This window comes from Neolewinella antarctica (assembly GCF_011927835.1).
Lineage (GTDB): Bacteria > Bacteroidota > Bacteroidia > Chitinophagales > Saprospiraceae > Neolewinella > Neolewinella antarctica.
Window position 1 is genome coordinate 284,497 of sequence record NZ_JAATJH010000003.1, and the last position, 21,608, is coordinate 306,104.

Consider the following 21,608-nt stretch of genomic DNA (forward strand, 5'->3'; position numbering starts at 1 on the left):
AAATGATTTAGGCCCGCGCGCTCAGAAAGTTAATCAACTTAGCTACGGCCCGGCCCCGGTGGCTAATACCCTGTTTTTCTTCCCGGCTCATCTCGGCGAACGTTCTGCCGTCACCTTCTGCCGGGATAAAGATCGGGTCGTAGCCGAATCCATCGGTACCGGACGGAGCGACTGCGATGTGGCCTTCGCACACGCCTTCGAAAAGATGCTCTTCTTCGTCGAGGATTAAACAGATAAAAGTTTTGAACCGGGCCGCCCGGTCGTCACGGGTCCCCAATCCGTCCAGTATTTTTTTGTTGTTTGCCTCCGCGCTCCGCTCCGGCCCGGCGTAGTGGGCGGTATCGACGCCGGGCGCACCGCCGAGGGCATCGACGACGAGGCCCGTGTCTTCGCTGAAGCAATCGTGGCGGTGATTATCTTTTACGTGCCGGGCTTTTTGTCGGGCATTGCCGGCCAGGGTGGGGGAGGTCTCGGGGATTTCTTCCGTGCAGCCTATTTTTTTGAGGGACTTAAAATCGTAAGCGTCACCCAGCTGGGTTTGTATCTCGGCGATCTTGTTGGGGTTGTTAGTAGCAAAGACTAGCGCCATGGTGGGTCGATTTGCAGCGAAGGTAAGGCGGTTTACTACCCTGGGAACGAAATAGATAGCCAAGCCCATCCGAGATAGCAGCGTAATTTCCTTGACGCGCAAACTATAATGTAAGATCAAGGTTCAAGGCAGCATGCAAAATGATCGACTTCTCCCCCTCCTCCTGCGCACGGCGCACTTCGTCCGACGGAAACAAGCCGAGGTAGTTAGTGCACATTCAAACCTGACCCTGCAGCAGTTCAATATTCTGCGCATACTCCGCGCGGCCGAACTGGAGGGGGAACGTGCGTTGCCGACAATGAAAGTAGCTAGCCGGCTCACGGAGCCCGGGGTTGGAATCACCCGATTGGTCAACAAACTAGCTACTCAGCGGCTGATTACCCTGACGACGGATGCCAAAGATTCCCGCGTCAAACACTGCGAGCTTACGAACGGTGGGAGAGCGGAACTGGACAAATTATCCGGCCCTATCCGACAACTGGAAGCTGAAGCGATGCGCGGCGTAGATCGTTACGCTGAAGCGGACATGAAACACGCGTTGTCGTTGATGCTCAAGAACATCGAATAGCTAGTCTGGAATTTTGTTAGCACGTAAACTAAATCGGCGCATCGGTAAGTTAGCTTTGCACTACGGTTGACCGCAACGTGGCTCTATCCGCACCCTCCTTGCACCTGCGTCCGCGCCCTGACCCTAATTTTGCGCGGTCCCCCGATAGCTATCGGAGGTGCACGGTAAATTGGCAAGAAACCTTAAGCCGTGTACCCCCCGTCGACCGGAATATTAGCACCAGTTATAAAACTGGATCCCGGGCCGGCAATAAAAGTAACCACCGAAGCAATCTCCTCCGGCCGCCCGAACCGCCCGAAAATATTCGACGCCCGCTGCATGTCCGCGTAAGGGCCACTGGCTGGGTTCATCTCCGTATCCACGCTGCCGGGGTGGATGGTATTTACCGTGATGCCTCGTTCTCCTACCTCTTTGGCCCAGGCCTGGGTCAACGACGCCACCGCTGCCTTGGACGCTCCGTAAGCGCTGGCACCCGGCGATCCTTTCAGGCCGGAAACGGACCCGATGTTGATGATGCGGCCACCTTCGTTCAGTTGGGGAATGGCGGCTTTGGTCGTCTCGTAAACACCCCGGACGTTAACCTCGTAATTACGCGTCAGAATATCTAATTCCGTCCCTACGAGCATCCCGGTAGCGTACACGCCCGCATTGTTAACGAGAATATCCAGCCCACCGAATTCGTCGACGATGCGCTGAATTAATTCAGTATTGGCCGCTGGGTCCCCGGCATCGGACTGGAAGGCTTTGGCCTTACCACCGGCGTTATTTATTTTCTTTACGATAGCTTCCGCTTGTTCGGTGCTGCTGTTGTAGGTAATGGCTACGGTGGCCCCCGCGGCGGCGAGGTGCTCGGCGATGGAAGCGCCGATGCCGCGGGAAGCGCCGGTTACCAGCGCGATTTTGTTGGTTAGGGTTGGCATGTGTGTTTTGTTTTAATAATTAGCCGTAAAATAGTGGTTAACCGTATCGCAAGTAATAAAATTAATTAATTCGGCACGTCCGTTTTTCTTAAGAACGCACCCTTTACCCCACGCCAAAGTGCCGCGGCGGGCGTATTGTTGCCAGCCTCTTTCTCCCCGGCAATGTGCGACAACGATTCACCGATCAGGTAAGTTCGCCCCGCGATCTCTACCGGGAGGTTGGCAACAACAGAAAAATGGATGCCCAGCGCAGAAAGATCTTGCCCGAAAAGCATGATTTGGTCTACTTCCAATCTGCCGGCTAGTACCGACAGATCGATACCAAATTCATCCGTTTTTTCTGCCCGCACCAAATGCAACTGCCGTGGCGGATCATCGTACCCGGCGGCGGCCAGCACACGCTCCAGAAAAGGCAGCTCGGCATCGTAAACCACAAGTAACTTTTTGTCCGGCGATGGCTCGGAAACGTATTCAGCAAGTGCTGCGTTATCTGGTTGCTGGATGAGTTGCATAGTGGGGAAGAGCTCCATGCAATAAAGGTAAGCCCTCTGGCAGTGCGAAACTGAATTACCAATTACCTTTACGGCTACCCGATCACTAAAAGAACCAAACATGACGACGATTACCGCCCCGAAGATCCACGTAGAAAAAGTTCAGCAGAGCCGCGTCGACACGGTCGACTGGGATAACCTGCCCTTCGGTAAGATTTTTTCCGACCACATGTTCGTCAGTGATTACAAGGACGGTGAGTGGTCGAACGATCGTATTGTCCCCTTTGGCCACTTTACCATGCATCCCGCCAGTATGGTACTGCACTACGGCCAGGCCATCTTCGAAGGCATGAAGGCCAGTAAACTAGCCGATGGCACGCCCGCCCTGCTCAGCCCCGGCGACCACGCCAAGCGCATCAACAACAGCGCCCGGCGGCTGCTGATGGCGGAGTTCCCGGAAGACCGCTTCGTCGAGGCCGTTAGCCAGTTGGTTTCGCTCGATCGGGACTGGATTCCACCGGCGGAAGGTTCGGCGCTGTACCTGCGCCCCTACATGTTCGCGACGGACGAGTTCATCGGCGTGCGCCCGAGCGAGACGTACCGCTTCTGCATCTTTACGGCACCGGTCGGCCCTTACTACGCGAAGCCCGTCCGGCTGGTCGTGGAGCAAGAGTTTGTCCGCGCCGTCCCCGGTGGAACGGGCGAGGCCAAAGCGGCCGGTAATTACGCCGCCGCCCTGCTACCCGCGCAGTTGGCGCAGAAAAAAGGGTTCGACCAGGTCGTTTGGATGGGCGGACCGAACATGACGCAGGTCCAGGAAGTCGGTACGATGAACATCTTTTTCGTCATCGACGGAGAGATCATTACGCCGGCGACGGACGGGGCAATTTTGAAGGGCATCACCCGGAAGAACTTCATCACGATCCTCCGCGACCAGGGGCACACCGTTACCGAGCGGACGATCACCATCGACGAGATCGTCGCGGCGCACGACGCCGGCAAGCTAGAAGAAATGTTTGGTTCGGGCACGGCGGCGGTGGTTAGCCACGTCTCCGAACTGCAGTACAAAGACAAGCTGATGACCCTCCCGGCGGTGGAGGACCGGAAGATCGGCCCCGCCCTGAAGAAATACATCGACGGGGTGCGGACGGGAACGGTAGAAGACAAGTTCGGCTGGATCGTTAAATTGTAGCGGGCGCAATACGTGTACGCCACAAACTTTCCCTGCTCAACCGACCTTTGAGTAAGCATGGACGCAAGTACTAAAATCAATATCCCCGAATCTACCCGCGAACGCATCGTGATCGTGGGCGGTGGTTTTGGTGGACTCCAACTGGCGCGCAAACTGGGCCGGGACGACTACCAGGTCGTGCTGATCGACAAGAATAACTACCACCAGTTTCAGCCACTGTTCTACCAAGTAGCCATGGCCGGGCTGGAACCGAGCAGCATCATCTTTCCCTTCCGGAAACTCTTTCAGGGGAAGAAGAACATCTTCATCCGCGTGACGGAAGTGACCGGCCTGGACGCCGCGACCAAGCAGATCACCACCCCGCTCGGCCACTGCAATTACGACCACCTCATCATTGCGACCGGTGCGGACACCAACTTCTTCGGCAACAAAAACATCGAACGGCACGCGATCCCGATGAAGTCCGTTTCGGAAGCGCTCTACATCCGCAACAACATTCTCGACGACTACGAGGACGCGCTAACCACGCCCAGCTACGAGAACCGCCAGGAGCTCGTAGACATCGTCATCGTCGGCGGCGGACCGACCGGCGTAGAACTGGCTGGCTCCCTGGCGGAGATGAAAACTCACGTGCTGCCCCGTGATTATCCGGAACTGAACGTCAAGGAGGAAGTCGATATCTACCTCATTCAGTCCGGCGATGTGATTTTAAAAGGTTTCAGTGAGAAATCCAGCGCCAGTGCGCTTAAATACCTCGAAGAACTCGGCGTGCGGGTGATGCTCAACAGCCGAGTGACTGACTTCGACGGGCGGAAGGTTTACCTGAAGGACGGAACGACGATCCCCACCCAGAAGGTGATCTGGGCGGCGGGCATCAAGGGCGCGCCGATTCCCGGCGTCCCCGAGGCGGCCATAACCCACGGTAACCGGTTGGCGGTCGATCGCTTTAATCGGGTAGCTGGTCTGACGGATGTCTACGCCGTCGGCGACGTAGCTTATATGGAAGAGCCCGATTTCCCGGAAGGACACCCGCAGGTGGCGCAAGTAGCTATTCAGATGGGAGCGAACATGGCGAAGAACTTCAAATTGCGGCTGCGTGACGGGAAGGGAATTCAGCCCTTTAGTTATAACGACAAGGGAAGTATGGCTACGGTCGGTCGCGGCCGCGCGGTGGTGGATATTCCGAAACCCGAGCTGCACCTGGGTGGCATCATTGCTTGGTTGATGTGGCTGGTGGTCCACCTCTTCGCTATTCTGGGGACACGGAACAAGATCTTCGTTTTTCTGAATTGGCTGACGAATTACATTAATTACAACCAGTCGTTGCGGCTGATCATTCGGCCCTACGCGCCGGCGGCTCCGGAGCCGGACGATCCCAAGATCGATAAAGTCGTTGCCGCCTCTTAGAGGTTGAGGGCATCCTGCCCGAACGTAACAGCGGTAGCGCTACCACTGTTACGTTCGGGCAGGATGCCCTCAACCTTTCCGTGTCATTCATCCAAAGCTTATCTGAAACGTTCTTAGCAACGTACCCAACAAGACAACTACCCCTATGATTTCCGTATTCCCCCTGTCCCAACCCAACATGCTAGGTTTCACGCTCGACGGCGAGGTGGATGAGACCGGGATGGAGAAGTTTCTGCTAGCCATCGAAGCAAAGGTATTGACGCACGGAAAAATCCGTTTGCTGGGCAACGTGAAGTCCATCGGTGGCTTTCAGAGCCTGCAGTCTTTTTGGAAAACCCTGAAGTCGAAGACGGACCTTTGGGATAACATCGAGAAGTACGCCATCCTCACCGACCACGGCTGGCTCTCCTCCCTCACGGGCAGCGTCGACTGGCTGACGCCCCGCATGGAAGTAAAAACGTTTTCGTTGGCGGAAGGAGAACTCGCCCACCAGTGGCTGCGCCTCGACCCCGTTGCAGATCCTTCGGAGGGGCTGAAGGAAGTCGACATGGGCGAGAACAGCGTGCTCGGGCTGGCGATTATCGGGAAACTAACACCCAAGGACTACGACCGCATTAACCTGCTCATCGAAGCACAGGCCAGAACCTACGGGCAGGCACGCATTCTGCTGGAGATCGTGGACGCGGGTTTCTCCGGGCAGCAGTTGATCGAGGACATTAAATCCGGCATCAAGAACTACCGCAACGTCGAGCGGATTGCGCTGATCGGAGATCAGTCGTGGCTCAAAACGACGGTTAAGCTGGGTGATTTATTAACGCCGGGTCTAGAACTGGCGGCTTTTTCTACTAATGAGCGGAAGCGAGCAACCTCCTGGTTAGGGTAAATCAAGCAGGGTAAAATCGGCGGGGCTCAGCACGCACAAAATCGGTTCTTTTAAACCTGAACCATGAGGGCTTCCAGTGTGTTTCCCCGAAATAAATTCAGGAACACGATGGCGAACAAAATATATCAGGAAAAGCAGCGCTTTCACGATTGGTTAGTCATCGCGTTGCTGGCGTTGGCTACCGTCGGTTTACTCTACGGAGCAGCTTCTTACTTTTGGAGCATCAGGGCGAGCCTGTCCTACAGCCTCATCAGTCTGACCCTGGCGCTTGGTCTGGGCTACGCTATTTACTGGTTGACTAGCTTACGGTCGAAATTGACGATCACGGACCGCACCATCAAGTTTAAGATCAAGGGCCAACTGGAAGCCACGAAAAAAATTGCCTGGGAGGACGTCGCTTCCTGCACCATCGTCAAAACGCCCGCCATTGCGAAGTGGGACCGGCCCAAAGCTACCCTGACCGACGAGAAATTCTACTCCCTGAGTGGCCGCAACGGCCTGATGATCACGACGAAGACCGGTAGCAATTACTTTATCGGCTGTAAAGACATTAGCGGACTTCAGGCCGCTCTGAACGGGGAAGAAGCAATCTGGGAAGTAATCATGGGTGAATGAATATCTCACTTGGTCGATCACCGCGTTTAGACTACATTGAGCCATGCAAAGCACCCGCGATTGGCTAGAAAAATCGAACGCCCCCTTCGTAAAGATCGGCGTGACCGACATCGACGGCATTTTGCGAACGAAATATATCAGTCGCGATAAAGTTATGCGCGGCCTCGACGACGGGCTCAGTTTTTGCAACGTGGTTTTTCAGTGGGACGCGCAGGACGAACTCTACGGTAACGGACTGGCCGACCCCGCTTTCGGAGATTCCCCGGTCACCGTGGTGGCGGGAAGTCAGCGCACTATCCCCTGGGAGAACGACGTACCTTTTTTGCTCGCCGATTTTAGCTCCGCCAGCGGAAGCGACCCCGCCGTGGCTTGCCCGCGCAGCCTGTTACGCTCCGTCGTCGAGCGGGCGGAAGGGATGGGCTTCACCGCGCGTTTCGGCCCCGAGTACGAATGGTTCGCCTACCGGGAGACGCCGGATAGCCTGGCCGATAAACAGCACCAAAACTTGCGGCCGATCACCCCGGGCATGTTCGGCTATTCCGGGCTGCGGACGGGTGCGTTGTCCACCTTCCACCACGAGCTTTTCCGGCAAATCACTGCTTTTGGTGTCGACCTCGAAGGCCTGCACACCGAGACCGGCCCCGGCGCCCTCGAAGCCGCGCTGGTTCACCAAACCGCCCTCGAAGCGGCCGACCGGGCGGTACTGTTCAAAGAAGGCGTGAAACAAATCAGCTACCGCCACGGATTTGTGGCCAGTTTCATGGCCAAGCAGCAGGCGGATCTTCCCGGGTGCGGCGGCCACCTGCACCAGTCGCTGTGGCGGGAGGACGTTAATGCTTTTTACGACGAGGCGCGGCCGCACGGAATGAGTAAAACGTTTGAGCATTACCTGGCCGGGCAGTTGTTCTGGTTGCCGAAACTAATGCCGCTTTACGCACCGAACGTCAATAGTTACAAACGCTACGTCGCCGGCTCCTGGGCGGCGACGCGGGCGAACTGGGGCGTCGATAATCGGACGGTAGCGCTGCGCGTCATCCCCGGCGGTCCAAAATCCACGCGGCTGGAAACGAGGATCCCCGGAGCCGACGCTAATCCTTACCTGGTCATCGCCGCGGCGCTGGCTTCCGGCCTGTACGGCATCGAGCACGGGTTGGAACTGACTACCCCGGCCGTCGTCGGCAGCGCCTACGAGCAGTCGGTGGGGGAGGAGTTGCCGAAAGATTTGGGCGCGGGCGCGGGTGCCATGCGGGCTGGTTTAGCCCAACACAACATCCTTGCACCCGCGTTCAGCGCCCACTTCTTAAAAACCCGCGAATGGGAATGGTCGCGCTACCAACGCGCCGTGACCGACTGGGAAAGACAACGTTATTTCGAACTAGCATGAAGGAATACCACGACATTATCCGCTACGCCTGGCGGGCTTACGACCACACGCGCGCCATCGCGACGGTGGAGGACATCAGCGCCAAGGTGAGCACGAACACGGTCTATAAGGTCGTCCTGGCCGACGGCAACGTCATCATCGCCAAAGTGACGCTCTTCGGCTCTTTCGAGAATTTTGCCGAAGACCACACGATCATCAACATCCTGGCCAACAATCTGCCGGTGCGCTACGGCGACTTCCTCAGCCGGGCGCTGATGAAGGGGCAGAACCTATTTTTTCACCGCTACATTCACGACGACCAGGATTGCTGGGTCGTGTTCTACCGCCCGATCCACATCGAGCAAAACCCGCCGAAGCGTTTTACGCTGGAGCAAGTCCGGCAACTGGGGCGCGAAATGGCGAGTTTTCACTTCGACTGCACGCTGGTCGCCAACACCCTGCCGCAGAGTAGCCGCGACATGACGACGGACGTGAACGCGCTGCTGCGCTCGGCCCGGCGTGACTATCCGGACCACTTCACGACGATCGAGCACCACTGTAACTTGTTTTTGCAGAACACCTTTCAGATTAATATCCACGGCTTCCAGAAAATCCCCGTGTTCATCGACTGGAACATCGGCAATTTTTCGGTGGACAGCACGGGCCGTATCGCGAGCCGCTGGGACTACGACTGGTTCCGGATGTCGACCCGGGTGACGGACTTCTACTTCCTGAGCCGGGTGGTGTCCGACGTGGGCGACATGACCGTTTTCAGCTACGAGATCGACCGGTTGATGGAACCCCGCTTTCTGGAATTTTTGCGGGCTTACCACGACGTTTTCCCGCTTACTTACACGGAGGTCGTGTTCATTAAGGAAGCCTATCGGTTCTTCCTGCTGAACTACGTGCTGCGCCTCGGCCGCTATTTCTTCCGGTCCGACATTGCGGAGAAACTGGCCGACGAGGTGATCCGCACCCACCTACCGACGATCGAAGAGAAATTTGACGTAGCACGTATCTTGACCGCGCTCGACATGAAAATACCCGCTTAATGACGATTGAAAAGTTTTCCGAGATCAGCCAACCCTTCAAGGTGATCCTGCTCGATAGTTACGGCGTCCTGCGCAACCACGACGGGCTCATTCCCGGCGTAGTTGAATGTGTTAACCGACTGCGCGCCGAGGGCAAGCACTTAAGGGTGCTGACGAACAACGCCGCGCGCTCCCCGGCGGCGGCGGCCAAGAACCTGAAAAAATACGGACTGCGGGGAATTCCGGCGGCCGAGATCATTACCTCCGGGGCAACTACCCGGCATTTTTTGCAGTATAAAATCCGTACGGGAAAAGTTGTCTACCTCGGTACGCCCCAGTCGGCGGAGTACATCATCGGCGCGGGGCTGGAAGCCGTTCACATTAGTGAGGTCGACCTCGATGATTTGACGGACATCAAAGCCGTCGCTTTTCTCGACGACGAAGGCTACGATAAGAACGTCGACGTTAATCACGTCATTAATTTGCTACGCCACTGCCAAGTACCCGTCGTGGTGGCCAATACCGACTTGCTCTACCCCGTCTCAAAAGACAACGTGGCCCTGGCGACCGGCAGCGTCGCGCGGCTGGTGGAGTACGTGCTGGGCCGCCGCTTTATCCAGTTTGGCAAACCGGCCAGCCAGATGTTTCAGTTTGCTTTTGAGTCCTTACTGCGCGACTTTCCGGACCTCACCCACGCCGACGTGCTTATGGTTGGCGATACTTTGCACACGGATATTCTCGGCGGCAACACGTTCGGGGTTTCTACGGCACTCGTCCTGAGTGGCAACACCCGGGCGGAGCGTGCGGAGACGGAGATCAGTTCGTCGGGGATCATCCCTGACTTTATTATTCAATCCATCGGAGCATAAATCTATTACCATGAAGGACCAGCAAGCAATTGATTTGATCTTTACCCGCGCGATTCGCCCGTCGATCGGGGAAGAATGGCACGTGGCCAAACCACGCATCATCGCACGCCTTCCCGCCGAAGTTGACGCCGCGTTGCTGGACCGTTACGTAGACGATTCGGCCAGTCCTTCAATCAATCTGAACAGCTACGGCGTGGAGCCGGGCTTTTTTGCGCACCGGGATACTAAGCGGTTGCTGGAGTTTTATCGGAGTCGGTAGCGTACCGTTTATTTATTAACGGACCTAAGTAGTCGGACTACGTTAGTGCTACGCAAGGTCAGTAATCAATGAAGTAAGCCGGCCAAAGTAGCAACGGGCGCGGACGCGGGTGCGGGGTAATTGGATTGGAGAAGGGACTTTGGGTAGCAGCGGAGTTAAGTAGATAACCACCACTATAGAGTCGGTTGACTTGCTCCGTTAATCAGCAGAGGATGCGGTGGCTTGTGCCCGTAGAAAACGTACGTACCGCCGTGCAATATTCAGTGGAGTGTCAAGTTCTTGCGCGAAAGAACAAAGAAAATAGTCGCGGGTTTCTATTGGCGTGATCATTCTTGGGTGAGCCGCCCGGGAATAATGATTTAACCGCAAAAAACCTAGCTCATGAAAACCCTCTTGCTTGTCCTTGCAGTTTTCTCCGCTCCCTTTTTTAGTCTGAACGCTCAGGAGGATAACAGAAATCTTTCCGAGCCCAACGTCACGGTGAATACCGCCCGGGTAGACAGCACCACACCCTCCGCAACGTACGACAATCGGTTTTACTTCTCCAGGTACAATAATCTGCACCTTAAGAACCCAAACGCCGCCGGCCGCAACCTGGAACGTAATCGCGCACAGTCCGACTTAGACTCAACCGCTTTCGCCACCCCCGCCCTCCACGGCCCCGCTTACAAGAATCGAAAATTCAAGTCGGTCACGGGCACCGTGGTGCCCGTCAAAAAGAAGAAACGGCTCATGGGGCCGCGGTACAAAAATCGTTCGGCCAAAAGTGGACGTGGTTAAACGCTATCCAGTTAATCCAATGAGCCTAACCACCGGCCCCCTCAGTGGGCTATTCCTAAAGCCGTTTCCGATGGTGAGTCGTGATTTGAGATTATGGGTTTACCTACGATAGATCGGATTTTGTTCGGCCGGGATGCTTTAATCTGCTATATTCGTTTCCAGGAGGCAGTCCTTCGTATAAACCCCATAAAGTATGGCTACCGCAACCAAAGTGAAATGGATCGTAGGCTTGGTGCTCCTGTTCCTCTTATTCCTGGCCACTAATCTCAATGACCGTAAGAATTACCGGACGATAAGTAACTCCGTCGAAACCATTTACGCCGATCGTCTGATCGCAAAAGGAATCATCTTCAATCTGGCGCAACTCGTCCAGGAAAAAGAGATTGCCTACCTAGCCGCCACGGTGGAACAAGCGCCGATTGGCTTAGAAAGTATTAACCAGCGCATGGACACGCTCGTCGGTCAATTTGGCGAAACCAGTCTGACCAGGGAGGAAAAAGAAGTATTTACACGCTTACAGGAGCATATGAGTCGTTTGGTTACGCTCGAAAATACGGAAAGTTCCGTCACGCAGCTTCGACTTCAGGCTGCTAACGTTAGGAAAAGCCTTTACAAGTTATCGGACATACAGATGGAAGAGGGCCGCAACGAAATGTTCGCCAGCAAACGCGCGAGTGCTACCATAGATTTGTTCACCTATATTGAGCTCGCCCTACTTATTCTCATTGCAATTGCCATCCTGGCCATATTTGCTCAAGAGGCTAAAAAGGACAAAGCGGAAGAGCTGGAATGATTTCTACCGTAGCCACTAAAAACGACAGCACTCTAAGCTTATGAAATACATCGTGTTCCTTCTCGTCCTCACGTGCGTGGCCTTTAGTTGTGATACGCCACCCGTCATCAATCCTATGACTTCTATTCCTGCCGAAGACTGGGCGCGCCGCACGGTAACCATGAACCCGGCTGATTCGCTGGAGGGTGGTCAAACCTACCTTTCCAGCTACTCCCAAATATACACGCAAGCGGAAGGTCGTAAGCTTAGCCTTATGGGTACCATCTCCCTGCGCAACATCAACACCGCCGACACCGTCTACATCGACAAGACGAGCTATTACCGGACCGACGGGCATGGCATCCGTACGTATTTTGATGACCCCATCTTTTTAGCCCCTCTCGAAACAGTCGAGATCATCATCAGCGAGAAAGACGTAGAGGGTGGCTCTGGCGATAACTTCGTTTTTACCTGGCACAAGCGTCCCGGGACGCACGACCCCTTTTTCGAGGGGGTGTTCATCAGCACTTACGGCCAGCAGGGTATTTCCTTTACGACGCGCGGTATTCGGATCGAATAACGATAACCGCGGCTGGGTTGGTGCCGATTATTTAGCGTAGTCGCCCAATTGCGTCTGTTCGCCGTCTACGAAGCGGATCACGTCCAGCGTAGTGATGATGCCGACCAGGCGGCCGCCGTCAATGACGGGCAGCGCGTGAAACTTGTTCAGGGCAAAAAGGTTGGCGGCCGTGCGTATGGTGTCGTCCGGCTCCAGCTTCGCCAGGTGGGTACTCATGATGTCTTTAACACTTGCCGTATCCCGGTCGAGCGTAAATACCTTGAGAAAATCCGATTTGCCGATGATGCCCTCCAAACCGCCCGTGGCGTTCACGACCGGCAGGTGATGAATGCCGTGCTTGACCAGCAGTTCACCGGCTTCGGCGAGTGGGGTGTGCACCGTCACGGTAATGAGGTTACGCGACATCAGGGCAGAGACCTTGGTGAGTAGTTTCATGGGGGAAAGATCGGAAAATTTCGGGACCCGGGGCGAAGCGCAGTATTTAGCAAGTTGGCACCAGCTTACTAGATTTTAGCGCCGGGTGTACGCAGTCGCAAAAAATTGGGTATTCAGCGTGCGCTAAAGGTGGCTTTTCACCGACCTTTTACGCCAATCTTCGGTTAACTTCCCCATGCTACCCCTCCAAAAACTCACCTACTCCCTCGCCCTGGCGGGGCTCTTCGTCTGCCTGATGGTTTTCGGCAAGCCGCTGCTCGTGCCCGTTGTACTGGCCTTCGGGCTTTGGTACCTTATTAATGCCGTGGATCAGTTATTGCGCAAAGTGCCCACCGTGGGTTCCCGCAGTCCGCGTGGTCTCAGCTTGGGGGTGGCTGCCATAATCGTGCTGGGCGTACTGGTGTTGGCGGGTAATTTGGTGGGGCGGCAGATTAACGATATGGTCGTCACGGCACCTGAGTACTGGCTCAATCTGGAGACCCAGTTCGCAAAAATCATGGTCGGGTTTGGTTATGATGAGACGCTGACGCTGCAAACCCTTTCCAACGGGGTGAACGTCAACGACTACCTGTTCGGGTTACTCGCTTACTTTACCGGCGCGACGCGGCAGTTTTTGCTCGTGCTCTTGTACACCCTGTTTTTGCTGGTGGAGCAGCACACTTTTCCCCGCAAGTTGGTTATGCTGAACCTCAGCCCCGAGCGCCGAAGCCGCGTACTGGCCATTATCGATAAGCTTAACCGCGCCATTCGCGCTTACGTCGGGGTCAAGTTTGCGGCATCTTTGGCGACTGGTTTCTTAAGCTACTTCGTCATCGAGTACGCCGGGGTAGACTTTGCTATTTTTTGGGCTTTTTCTATTTTCGCGCTCAATTTCATCCCCACGATTGGCTCCATCGCGGCGACGATTCTACCCAGTTTGATGGCCCTCGTGCAGTTTGATTACCTGACGCCGTTTCTCATCGTTGCCATCGGCGTAGGATTGATCCAGCTCTGCATTGGTGGTTTGTTGGAGCCCAAGCTCTACGGCGACGTGCTCAACATCAGCCCCTTCGTGATCATCTTTTCACTTATTCTCTGGGGCCTCCTTTGGGGTGTGGTGGGCATGCTGCTCTGCGTGCCGATCACGTTCACGATCATCACTTTTCTGGCCCAGTTCCCCTCCACGCGGCCGATTGCGGTCTTGCTTTCGCGGCGGGGGCGGGTGTGATATTTGGCGCGGTCGCTAGTGCAAAGAAGTTTGGATGAGGAGCAAGGAAAAGTACCTCCAGTTTACTGACATCTACTGTCATTAGCTACCACCCCACCGCAATCCCAACGAAAAAATTACGCCCGTAGTCGATCAGCTGACTACCGGTGCCACCGGAATGAGCACCACCTTCCCCCGCACCCGTCACCGGTACCCGGTCTCGATTCAGTAAGTTCTTGACCCCGGCGGATAGGCGAATACGGTCTCCCCAAAAAGCTTTATTGGCCGTCAGGTGCAGAAGGTGATAATCACCGATGAAACCCTGGGTTACGGAGCCTTCCGGGCTAAGCTGGTAACGGTCCCGCCGACCGACGTACCGGTGGTCTACCCGCAAGGTCATTTTCGCGCGCGGCATCCGGTAGGTGAGCTCGTTCCGCCACTCGAACAGCCCGGTAAATCCGGGGAGGGAGGAATCTTCCACCGCCACGGCATTGGTAAGCCGGGTCAAGGCTCCACCACCCGAATAAGTAATCTTCTCTCCCGCTTGGTAGTCGAATTGAAGCAGCACCCCGTGGGTTTCGTATTCCGCAAGGTTGACGTAGGAAAAGCGCCCGTCACTCACGTCCGCCAGCGTGATCCGGTCCGTCAGGTGATTATAAAATACCTCCCCACTTACTTGAATTGGAAGTTTGCCACTTCCTCCCCACTCCCCACCAAGGCGCAAGTTCGTACTCTTCTCCGCCGCCAGTTCCTTATTGCCGACGATGAAGTGATTGATGTCAACGAAGTTAAAAAAGAGCTCCTGTACGGAAGGTGCCCGGAACCCGGCCGCGTAACTAGCCCGCCACCGCCACGCCGGTGTCGGTTTCCAGAGCAAGTGGAGGGCGGGTACGAAAGGGTGGGCGTACCGGTTGTTATAACCGAAACGGGTAGTGACTTCCACGGTCAAGTCGGCGTGGGGGCGGTAGCTTAAGCCCAGCCAGGCGGCGGCGTTAGTTAGTATCGGTTCTTTACTTAGCGTAGCCGTGTCGAGGATGCGCCCACCGGAGCCGGTTTCCCGTCGGTATTCCAAACCCAACTGAGCGTCGAATTTCTTACCCGTCGTGGAAGCCAGACTGAGGCGAAGAAGCTGGCCGGTGTAGCGGGTGGTATCCTGTTCGCCGGGTACCAGACTGGTAGTATCCGGTTCCAGATCCCGCCGCTCGGTAGTCCGTAAGCGATCGAAAGCGTTGAGGCCGGCGACGAGGTCGGCCGTCAGGTAGGGTGACACCCGGTAGTTAGCGGACAACGCGTGGTCCCGCCGCCCCGTATCGAAAAACTGATCCTGAACGTAAGGCCTGAATTGCGGCCGTCGGACAGCTCCATAAAGAGAAAGCGTCTCGTCAAAGCGCCTATATTCGTACCGGATACTCAGAGAATCGTTCGGCCGATAACGTAATCCTACATCCCAGCCAAATTGATCTTTCGGGTTCCAGGGCACCGCCCCCGCACGCAGGCTATCCACCTCGGCAAACCGAGCCTGATACCGATTCAAACCGCCACTCACCTGAAAGTCACCGACTTTGCGACCCAAACGGAAATACTGACGATCCAGATCGATCGTCTCGTACTGGCCACCCGCCTCTAATTTCCAGTCGCCGCCCTGTTCCTGAGCCGTAATCAGGTTAATGACTCCGCCGGCCGCGTCGGCGCCGTACCGAGCCGAAAGGCTTCCGGTGATAATCTCTACCCGCGCGAACCGCGAAAGGTCCAACTGCGTAAGGTCGATCTCACCTCCCAACCGCCCGATCACCGGCACGCCGTCGATCATAATCTGTACGTTCTGCCCGCCCAAGCCCTGAATGCTTAGCCCGTTTCCCAAAATAGGGTCCGTACTGACGTTCATCGTCAATTGCCGCTGGAGTAATTCGGATAAATTCATTAAACCCTGCTCCTTCCACTCCCGGTTGTTGATCACAGTTACCTTATGTACGGCATTCCGGGCTTCAGTTGGGGCGTACTGTCCGGTAACGACGATGTCGTCCAGCGTAACGGACAACACCAGTGAATCCGGTGTCTGCGCCGTCAACCAGCCAGTAATAAGTAGTAGTATCGGTAGTAGTCGCATTAATTATTCAGATTAGAATATCTAGCTTATAGGCCGTTACTGGAGACGCACCCGGCCGCCCGCCTCCAGCACGAGGAGCCCCGTTTGCAGAATGTGGTTCAGTTGTTCTAAGTCTCTAGGCGACATCAGCAGCCCAAAATCAGGATGAGGCCCGTCCACGAAAATGTCCCGCCGGGTACGTTTTGCTCTCCGGAAGTAATGATGATTATACCGATTGATCAGCGCGGCTAAGGAGCGGATCTCCGTGATGTCCTGGCTCAACCAGAAAGTACCGAAGGCTAGCTTGAAGCGATCGCAACCGGGGCAGTAGACGAGAAAACCATTATCGCTGGAGTGGAGGATGCTGGCTTCGTGAGAATGATTTTCGGAGGAGGGCATGGTCATGGTACTAAACGGTTTGAGTTACGGTCCACGCGGTTTCTTCGAGGATCGCGGTCCATTCGGGTAGTTCCGGTTGGCCGGGTTTACGGGCGCCGAAGAAGTAAGTGATCATCTCGCCGTGCTCGTCGAAAAGCTCCAGACTGGTGACGGTTCCGTCGCTAGTCGGCTTGCGAACTACGTAAGCCCGGTCGATCGCGCCGGTAGCCAGGTGCAGGTTGAAGGCAGGGTCGAGCACGTTGAACCAGTCGCCCATCCGCTTCAGGTTTTTCACCGGCCCGCTGTGGATTTGGATGCAGCCTTTACTGTGTACGAAGCACATAATGGGTACGCCTTCCGCCGCCGCCGTGGCCAGTACCGTTTCTACGGCAAGGCGGTCTACCGGCGTGACCAGTCCTTCGGGGGCGAGCCGCAGCGCCTGGGTGCGGGTCAGTTTATACTTGCGCAGGAGCCCGAAAAAGTGATGCGTATCCTGGAGACCCCGCCATTCCGCCTGAAAGGTACGGACGTTGACTTCGCTATCGGGGCGTTCCGCTTCGGCGGTGGGTCGCTGGCGATCGGTGATCACGATCGGCTCTTGCTCCACCCGGTATTTCTCCACGATGAGCGCCCAGCCGGCCAGCGTGCTTTTCGGGGTGGCGTAGATCTTGTGGACGGCGGCTCCGTAAGCGTCGAAGAATTGCAAACCGTGCAGGTCGCCACCCTTGTCGCGCCGCATGATCACCGCCAGCGCGTAGTGCCATTCGTTCATGAACAGCCGCAGGTCGATGTCCGGGTTAACGGCTACGCCCATATTGTGCGGCCCCTCGTAAAAGGTGAGGTTGTCGTACACGCCTTTGCGTTCGTGGACCACGTGGTCGTTACGGGTCAGGGCCATTACGTAGCCCATTTGCTTCACGTCTTTGAGGAGGTCCTTAAAGTCGCCGCCGAGCCGGATGACATCTTTGCTAAGGCCGAGACTAAGCAGTTCTACTTCACTGACGCCGAGGCGTTCGGCCTGGTCGCGGGCGCGTAGCTTGGGGTGTTCAACTTTAAGTTCTTTGAGGCGCGCACGCAGGTGCGAGGTTGGGTTGTTCATAAGGCAATGTTGTGATGAGCGGACAGTCGGCGCGGGGGTGCGCCTGGATCAGACAGTCCACGTCGAAGGTGGTACGGATGATGGTTTTGGTCAGGACGGAGGCTTTCGGGCCGGCGGCTACGAGCTTACCTCCCTTCAGGAAGATCAGGTCGTCGGCGAAGCGGGCCGCGAGGTTTAAATCGTGTAATACGGCAAAGACGCCCATCCCGCGTTCCCGGGCCAAACCCGTAGCGAGGTGGACGAAACGATACTGTTGCTCCACGTCGAGGGCGGCCGTCGGCTCGTCGAGGAGAAGATAATGATTGGTTTTTTGGTCGGTGCCGTCATGGTCAAGTTGTAGTAGGCACTTGGCTAACAGTACGCGCTTTTGCTCTCCGCCGGATAGCGTAGGGTAGGAGCGGTCGCGCAGATCGGTCAGTTCCAGCAGGTCGAGGTAGTGGCGTACCCGCTCCCGTCGTTGCCGGGTGGTCAGTGCGTCGTAGCGGCCGTAACAACCGATCTCCACGACTTCGGCTACGCTGAGGGGGAAACCCAGGTGGACGGATTGGGCCAGGACCGCTCGTTTCCGTCCGAGCTCTTTCGGGTCGTAAACGGATAAACACCGCCCATCCACTTCCACTGCACCCGCGACCGCGCCCTCCGAATTGCGACTCGCCAGCCGGTTCAGCAGCGTGCTTTTGCCCGCGCCATTCTTACCCATCACGACGGTCACGCGCCCGGGCCGCACGGTGCAGTCCACCCCGTCCAGAATCACGCGCCCGCCGAGGCGCACCGTCAAATTCGTGCCCCGGATCATAGGAAAACGGTTTTGCGGCGCTCCCGGAGTAGCAACCAGAGAAAAAAAGGCGCACCGACCAGCGCGGTCAGGATGCCGATGGGAAGTTCGGCCGGGGCGACGATCGTGCGCGCCAGCGTGTCCGCGCCCAGCAAAAAGCTAGCCCCCAGTAAGCCGGAGAATAGCAGTAGTTGCCGGTAATCCGTGCCCCGCCACAGCCGCAGCAGGTGTGGAATGACCAGCCCCACGAAGCCGATCAGCCCCGTCAGCGAAATGCAGACGCCCACCAGCAGCGCGACCCAAACGATGACCCGCCGTTTCACCCGATCCACTCGGAAACCGAGCTGCGCCGCCTCCCGCTCCCCCAGTAAAAATGCGTTGAGCGCCAGGGCATCGCGCCGCAGAAAATACCCACCGACGACGATGAGCGGCGCGGCAATGGCCACCTGCGTCCAGTTCGCGCCGCCCAGGCTACCGAGCGACCAGAAGGTGATGTCGCGCAACTGGCTTTCGGTCGATTGGTAGACCATCAGACCGGTAAAAGCCCCTGCCAGCGCGGCGATGGCGATGCCCGCCAGCAACATGGTCGTAACGTTCAAACGGCCCCGCCCCGCCGCCAGCCGGTAAACGATGCCCGTGGTGAGCAGCGCCCCGGCGAAAGCAGCCAGGCTAACGCTGATTTGCTGCATCCAGAGCGGAAAACCGGCCAGTAACCGAGCACTCAGCACCAGCATCAGGACGGCAAAAAGCATCGCGCCGCTCGTCACGCCGATCAGCGTCGGCTCCGCCAGCGGATTGCGAAACAAGCCCTGGGTAGCCGCCCCCGTAAGCGCCAGCGCGGCCCCGACCACGACGGCCAAAACCAGGCGCGGCATACGGACCTGCCAGACTAAAAAATGTTCCAACTCCTCCGCCCGGCCCGTAAGCGCCCACCACAACTCGGTGGCGGACAGTTCGTACGCACCCGTCATCACCCCACCAATCAGTAGGGCGAGTAACAAAATGAGTAGCGAGGCCAGTACGGAAGCGTTGGATTTCACGGAGAATTATTTGGTCTGGGTGGGGTAGAGGTAATTGGCCAGGTCATTGGCTGCATTCGGTGCGCGCGGGCCGAAGCCGAGCAAATAGTGGCCGTCCATTGCGATGATCCGGTCGTTTTTGTAAGCCGGTGTTTGGCTGATGCCGGGGACGTTTGCCAGCCCGGCTTTACCGTCCAGGCTCTCTAGCCCGGAGTCGAACATGAGGATCACGTCGGGTGCGGCTTCCACAAGTGATTCGGGCGTCAAGGGCTTGAAGTCGGTAAAACTGGTGATGGCATTTTCGCCGCCGGCCAGCGCGATCATGGCGGCGGCTTCGGTGTCCGCCCCCGCGACCATCAGTTGTTTTGCGCCCCGGGCGTAGATGAATAATACGCGGGGTTTGGGGCCGGATCTGGTAGCTAGTGAATTGGTCAAATCGCGGCTGCCGTTTTCAATGGTGGCGACGTAATTCGCAAGGGTTTTCGGGTTGACGGATAGGTGTTTTTCTAAGCGGGTAGCGACGTGGGCGGCGTTGTCAAGCGTGGGTTGCGAAGGGACGGATACGATCTCGATGCCCGCATCGGCCAGGGTGTTTAGGGCTGGTTTGTCGCGGTTGTCGGCGTCCACGAATATGAGCGTCGGGCGGAGTTCCAGTAGTGCTTCCACGTTCAGTTTACTGACGTGGCCGAGCTTCGGTACGGCGTTGATTTCCGGCGGATAGGTACTGGTTACGTCGACGCCGACGAGTTGGTCGCCGAAGCCGAGATCGTGGATGATTTCGGTTAGCGTGCCGCTCAGGGACACGATCCGTGCGGGCATCTCGGTGCTTTCGGGCTCGGTTTGGGCTGCGGGCCGGTCCGTCGGGGCGCAGGCCGTCAGTCCGGCGATCAGTAGCAGAATGGGGGCAATGATTTTCATGGTTTACTGCTTGACGAAGTGATGAGTGAGTACGCCGGTGGCACCGCTGAGGCGTAGGAAGTAGTGGCCGGGCGGCAGGCCCGCGAGTGGGACTTCTACCTGGTTCGGGCCGGTATTCAGGGCGCGGACGCGGGATGCAAGGAGGGTGCGGCCGGTGGGGTCGATTACCTCCAGACTTAGGTTTTCGGCGGCTTGGGTAGCGGTTACCTCCAGGGTGAGGCGTTCGGAAGCCGGGTTGGGGTAGAGCCGGCTTTGGGCGATGCCGGTGGGTAGGTTAGTGGTAGCCGTCGTGGCTTCCGCACTTAGTTTGAAGACGGACACGCCGGTCGTATTACCCTCGAAGTCGATAAATTGTATCCGGTAGAGGCTGTCCGGCGTTTGTACGAAATAGACCAGGTCGTCGGGGAAAACGTACGTTCTGGTGGATAGGATGAAGCGTTTCCAATCGTGGCCGATGGTGGTCAGCGTATCGGAAAACGTTGCTTCCGCCGGGGGGGCTACCGTTTCCGGATCCACACCGGATAGTCTGGCGACGCTGGTGCCCTGGTTTTGTAGGACGCCCGTCACAGTATAATCAAGGATGACGCCCGGCCCGGCGGCCAGCGGCGTGACGTAGCGGGTAAACAGTAAGTCCCACGCATCCGGCTCCAGGTCCTGAACGCCGTCCGTGAAAGAGAAATAAGCCAATGTTTTACCGGTGAATTGGTTCTTGGCGATGGTAACCGTGTCGGTAGTACTTCCATCGAGCGGCCCGTGCACGAAGGTGTAACTACCGCCCGCCAACGAGCTAACGAATACTTTATGGTACACTTCGTCGGGCGTGACGACGAAGAAAACCCGGTTGCCGACCACCGTCTGCGTTTCGGTGGAGTAGGCACCCCAACCCTGGTCTAGGGGATCGCCGGGCGTGGCGGCGGCGTTGAAAGCCCCATCGTCCCAACTCGCTTCGCCGTTGTAAAGTCGGTTGGTGATTTGGCTGGTGTCCGCCGTGGCGAAGTCCGTGGCGGTGCTGGCGTAAACTGCTGTTGCTCGTAACTCTTCCGTTTGGGAGGAGGCGACGGCTTCGTTAATCAGGATGCCGGAGGAGCGGCCGCTTACGTTGAAGGCAATGTCCCAGCTGGTGTGGTCGACGGATTTGCCCGTTCGGGTTGCCAGGTCGTAAAACACCGCTTGGCCGTAACCTTCGCCCTGAGTTATTTGGGCGAATTGTGCACTCAGGCAACCGAAATGGGTGATGAACAGCGTAAGAAGTAACAGTTGCTTCATTATTATTTGGTTTTGGTCTAAATAAGAATAGGGCAAATGTATGTTCGCTTGGGCTGCACTTGCAAGCAAAGTTCTAATTATTTAGACTAAGTCCACTTAATTTAACTATCGTGGTTTTGCTCGGCGG

Annotated in this window: 24 protein-coding genes; 13 read left to right on the top strand and 11 right to left on the bottom strand. The window is 56.7% G+C overall.

From position 1 onward, the window contains the following. Window positions 1-7: 7 nt before the first annotated feature. Window positions 8-589, bottom strand: a complete 582-nt coding sequence (gene rdgB / locus GGR27_RS11070; RefSeq protein WP_168037513.1) for an RdgB/HAM1 family non-canonical purine NTP pyrophosphatase — start codon at window positions 587-589, stop codon at window positions 8-10. Window positions 590-722: 133 nt separating this feature from the next. Between rdgB and GGR27_RS11075 the strand changes: the two genes are divergently transcribed. After that, on the top strand, window positions 723-1,157 hold the full coding sequence (locus GGR27_RS11075) for a MarR family winged helix-turn-helix transcriptional regulator (protein ID WP_168037514.1): 435 nt from the start codon (window positions 723-725) through the stop codon (window positions 1,155-1,157). 182 nt (window positions 1,158-1,339) lie between these two features. On the opposite strand, the gene GGR27_RS11080 is transcribed toward GGR27_RS11075, so the two are convergent. Both GGR27_RS11080 and GGR27_RS11085 read right to left on the bottom strand, forming a co-directional pair. Then, window positions 1,340-2,077, bottom strand: coding sequence for an SDR family NAD(P)-dependent oxidoreductase (locus GGR27_RS11080; protein WP_168037515.1), 738 nt, complete (start codon window positions 2,075-2,077; stop codon window positions 1,340-1,342). 65 nt (window positions 2,078-2,142) lie between these two features. Further along, window positions 2,143-2,589, bottom strand: a complete 447-nt coding sequence (locus GGR27_RS11085; RefSeq protein WP_168037516.1) for a hypothetical protein — start codon at window positions 2,587-2,589, stop codon at window positions 2,143-2,145. Window positions 2,590-2,689: 100 nt separating this feature from the next. Between GGR27_RS11085 and GGR27_RS11090 the strand changes: the two genes are divergently transcribed. The 11 genes from GGR27_RS11090 (at window position 2,690) to GGR27_RS11140 (ending at window position 12,319) form a co-directional block, all read left to right on the top strand. Beyond that, the gene (locus GGR27_RS11090; RefSeq protein WP_168037517.1) at window positions 2,690-3,760 is read left to right on the top strand and encodes a branched-chain amino acid aminotransferase; all 1,071 of its coding nucleotides are present in this window, start codon (window positions 2,690-2,692) and stop codon (window positions 3,758-3,760) included. 57 nt (window positions 3,761-3,817) lie between these two features. Next, complete coding sequence (locus GGR27_RS11095; protein WP_168037518.1) at window positions 3,818-5,167, top strand: NAD(P)/FAD-dependent oxidoreductase; 1,350 nt, start codon at window positions 3,818-3,820, stop codon at window positions 5,165-5,167. A 145-nt stretch (window positions 5,168-5,312) separates the two neighbouring features. After that, entirely contained in the window at window positions 5,313-6,050 is a 738-nt protein-coding gene (locus tag GGR27_RS11100; RefSeq protein WP_168037519.1) for a SpoIIAA family protein, read from the top strand. A gap of 108 nt (window positions 6,051-6,158) precedes the next feature. Further along, on the top strand, window positions 6,159-6,665 hold the full coding sequence (locus GGR27_RS11105) for a hypothetical protein (RefSeq protein ID WP_168037520.1): 507 nt from the start codon (window positions 6,159-6,161) through the stop codon (window positions 6,663-6,665). A 43-nt stretch (window positions 6,666-6,708) separates the two neighbouring features. Beyond that, entirely contained in the window at window positions 6,709-8,049 is a 1,341-nt protein-coding gene (locus GGR27_RS11110) for a glutamine synthetase family protein (RefSeq protein WP_168037521.1), read from the top strand. Further along, window positions 8,046-9,080, top strand: a complete 1,035-nt coding sequence (locus GGR27_RS11115) for an aminoglycoside phosphotransferase/kinase family protein (RefSeq protein WP_168037522.1) — start codon at window positions 8,046-8,048, stop codon at window positions 9,078-9,080. Before GGR27_RS11110 ends, GGR27_RS11115 begins: the two co-directional genes overlap by 4 nt. Further along, on the top strand, window positions 9,080-9,928 hold the full coding sequence (locus GGR27_RS11120; protein WP_168037523.1) for an HAD-IIA family hydrolase: 849 nt from the start codon (window positions 9,080-9,082) through the stop codon (window positions 9,926-9,928). The genes GGR27_RS11115 and GGR27_RS11120 overlap by 1 nt, the downstream gene beginning before the upstream one ends. A 10-nt stretch (window positions 9,929-9,938) precedes the next feature. Continuing rightward, window positions 9,939-10,187 carry a hypothetical protein gene (locus GGR27_RS11125; RefSeq protein ID WP_168037524.1) on the top strand — a complete coding sequence of 83 codons (249 nt, stop codon included), beginning with the start codon at window positions 9,939-9,941 and terminating at the stop codon, window positions 10,185-10,187. 381 nt (window positions 10,188-10,568) lie between these two features. Beyond that, on the top strand, window positions 10,569-10,967 hold the full coding sequence (locus tag GGR27_RS11130) for a hypothetical protein (protein ID WP_168037525.1): 399 nt from the start codon (window positions 10,569-10,571) through the stop codon (window positions 10,965-10,967). 193 nt (window positions 10,968-11,160) lie between these two features. Continuing rightward, window positions 11,161-11,760, top strand: coding sequence for an MCP four helix bundle domain-containing protein (locus GGR27_RS11135; RefSeq protein ID WP_168037526.1), 600 nt, complete (start codon window positions 11,161-11,163; stop codon window positions 11,758-11,760). 40 nt (window positions 11,761-11,800) lie between these two features. Beyond that, on the top strand, window positions 11,801-12,319 hold the full coding sequence (locus GGR27_RS11140) for a DUF3124 domain-containing protein (protein WP_168037527.1): 519 nt from the start codon (window positions 11,801-11,803) through the stop codon (window positions 12,317-12,319). A gap of 27 nt (window positions 12,320-12,346) precedes the next feature. Here GGR27_RS11140 and GGR27_RS11145 read toward each other — a convergent pair whose 3' ends face one another. Continuing rightward, on the bottom strand, window positions 12,347-12,754 hold the full coding sequence (locus tag GGR27_RS11145) for a CBS domain-containing protein (RefSeq protein ID WP_168037528.1): 408 nt from the start codon (window positions 12,752-12,754) through the stop codon (window positions 12,347-12,349). 175 nt (window positions 12,755-12,929) lie between these two features. Between GGR27_RS11145 and GGR27_RS11150 the strand changes: the two genes are divergently transcribed. Continuing rightward, entirely contained in the window at window positions 12,930-13,961 is a 1,032-nt protein-coding gene (locus GGR27_RS11150) for an AI-2E family transporter (protein ID WP_168037529.1), read from the top strand. An 85-nt stretch (window positions 13,962-14,046) separates the two neighbouring features. Here GGR27_RS11150 and GGR27_RS11155 read toward each other — a convergent pair whose 3' ends face one another. From GGR27_RS11155 to GGR27_RS11185, 7 genes are read right to left on the bottom strand one after another with little or no spacing between them, the layout of a single operon-like run. Then, window positions 14,047-16,047 carry a TonB-dependent receptor plug domain-containing protein gene (locus tag GGR27_RS11155; protein ID WP_168037530.1) on the bottom strand — a complete coding sequence of 667 codons (2,001 nt, stop codon included), beginning with the start codon at window positions 16,045-16,047 and terminating at the stop codon, window positions 14,047-14,049. Between the two features lie 36 nt (window positions 16,048-16,083). Then, window positions 16,084-16,431: a DUF6686 family protein gene (locus GGR27_RS11160; protein WP_168037531.1), complete on the bottom strand. Its 348-nt coding sequence runs from the start codon at window positions 16,429-16,431 to the stop codon at window positions 16,084-16,086. Window positions 16,432-16,435: 4 nt separating this feature from the next. Continuing rightward, window positions 16,436-17,503: a hemin-degrading factor gene (locus GGR27_RS11165; RefSeq protein ID WP_168037532.1), complete on the bottom strand. Its 1,068-nt coding sequence runs from the start codon at window positions 17,501-17,503 to the stop codon at window positions 16,436-16,438. After that, window positions 17,457-18,299 (bottom strand): heme ABC transporter ATP-binding protein, encoded by an 843-nt coding sequence (locus GGR27_RS11170; RefSeq protein ID WP_168037533.1) that lies wholly within the window; start codon window positions 18,297-18,299, stop codon window positions 17,457-17,459. The genes GGR27_RS11165 and GGR27_RS11170 overlap by 47 nt, the downstream gene beginning before the upstream one ends. Further along, window positions 18,296-19,318, bottom strand: coding sequence for a FecCD family ABC transporter permease (locus GGR27_RS11175; protein ID WP_320060353.1), 1,023 nt, complete (start codon window positions 19,316-19,318; stop codon window positions 18,296-18,298). The genes GGR27_RS11170 and GGR27_RS11175 overlap by 4 nt, the downstream gene beginning before the upstream one ends. Window positions 19,319-19,324: 6 nt before the next feature. Beyond that, on the bottom strand, window positions 19,325-20,215 hold the full coding sequence (locus GGR27_RS11180) for a heme/hemin ABC transporter substrate-binding protein (protein WP_168037534.1): 891 nt from the start codon (window positions 20,213-20,215) through the stop codon (window positions 19,325-19,327). Between the two features lie 3 nt (window positions 20,216-20,218). After that, window positions 20,219-21,481, bottom strand: a complete 1,263-nt coding sequence (locus GGR27_RS11185) for a T9SS type A sorting domain-containing protein (protein WP_168037535.1) — start codon at window positions 21,479-21,481, stop codon at window positions 20,219-20,221. Window positions 21,482-21,608: the final 127 nt, after the last annotated feature.

Coding starts and splice junctions, on each gene's coding strand:
- GGR27_RS11110 (WP_168037521.1), top strand. CDS start 6,709: ATGCAAAGCACCCGCGATTGGCTAGAAAAATCGAACGCCCCCTTCGTA.
- GGR27_RS11075 (WP_168037514.1), top strand. CDS start 723: ATGCAAAATGATCGACTTCTCCCCCTCCTCCTGCGCACGGCGCACTTC.
- GGR27_RS11150 (WP_168037529.1), top strand. CDS start 12,930: ATGCTACCCCTCCAAAAACTCACCTACTCCCTCGCCCTGGCGGGGCTC.
- GGR27_RS11165 (WP_168037532.1), bottom strand. CDS start 17,503: ATGAACAACCCAACCTCGCACCTGCGTGCGCGCCTCAAAGAACTTAAA.
- GGR27_RS11090 (WP_168037517.1), top strand. CDS start 2,690: ATGACGACGATTACCGCCCCGAAGATCCACGTAGAAAAAGTTCAGCAG.
- GGR27_RS11125 (WP_168037524.1), top strand. CDS start 9,939: ATGAAGGACCAGCAAGCAATTGATTTGATCTTTACCCGCGCGATTCGC.
- GGR27_RS11120 (WP_168037523.1), top strand. CDS start 9,080: ATGACGATTGAAAAGTTTTCCGAGATCAGCCAACCCTTCAAGGTGATC.
- GGR27_RS11145 (WP_168037528.1), bottom strand. CDS start 12,754: ATGAAACTACTCACCAAGGTCTCTGCCCTGATGTCGCGTAACCTCATT.
- GGR27_RS11180 (WP_168037534.1), bottom strand. CDS start 20,215: ATGAAAATCATTGCCCCCATTCTGCTACTGATCGCCGGACTGACGGCC.
- GGR27_RS11100 (WP_168037519.1), top strand. CDS start 5,313: ATGATTTCCGTATTCCCCCTGTCCCAACCCAACATGCTAGGTTTCACG.
- GGR27_RS11155 (WP_168037530.1), bottom strand. CDS start 16,047: ATGCGACTACTACCGATACTACTACTTATTACTGGCTGGTTGACGGCG.
- GGR27_RS11105 (WP_168037520.1), top strand. CDS start 6,159: ATGGCGAACAAAATATATCAGGAAAAGCAGCGCTTTCACGATTGGTTA.
- GGR27_RS11160 (WP_168037531.1), bottom strand. CDS start 16,431: ATGACCATGCCCTCCTCCGAAAATCATTCTCACGAAGCCAGCATCCTC.
- GGR27_RS11115 (WP_168037522.1), top strand. CDS start 8,046: ATGAAGGAATACCACGACATTATCCGCTACGCCTGGCGGGCTTACGAC.
- GGR27_RS11170 (WP_168037533.1), bottom strand. CDS start 18,299: ATGATCCGGGGCACGAATTTGACGGTGCGCCTCGGCGGGCGCGTGATT.
- GGR27_RS11085 (WP_168037516.1), bottom strand. CDS start 2,589: ATGCAACTCATCCAGCAACCAGATAACGCAGCACTTGCTGAATACGTT.
- GGR27_RS11130 (WP_168037525.1), top strand. CDS start 10,569: ATGAAAACCCTCTTGCTTGTCCTTGCAGTTTTCTCCGCTCCCTTTTTT.
- GGR27_RS11095 (WP_168037518.1), top strand. CDS start 3,818: ATGGACGCAAGTACTAAAATCAATATCCCCGAATCTACCCGCGAACGC.
- GGR27_RS11185 (WP_168037535.1), bottom strand. CDS start 21,481: ATGAAGCAACTGTTACTTCTTACGCTGTTCATCACCCATTTCGGTTGC.
- GGR27_RS11080 (WP_168037515.1), bottom strand. CDS start 2,077: ATGCCAACCCTAACCAACAAAATCGCGCTGGTAACCGGCGCTTCCCGC.
- GGR27_RS11140 (WP_168037527.1), top strand. CDS start 11,801: ATGAAATACATCGTGTTCCTTCTCGTCCTCACGTGCGTGGCCTTTAGT.
- rdgB (WP_168037513.1), bottom strand. CDS start 589: ATGGCGCTAGTCTTTGCTACTAACAACCCCAACAAGATCGCCGAGATA.
- GGR27_RS11135 (WP_168037526.1), top strand. CDS start 11,161: ATGGCTACCGCAACCAAAGTGAAATGGATCGTAGGCTTGGTGCTCCTG.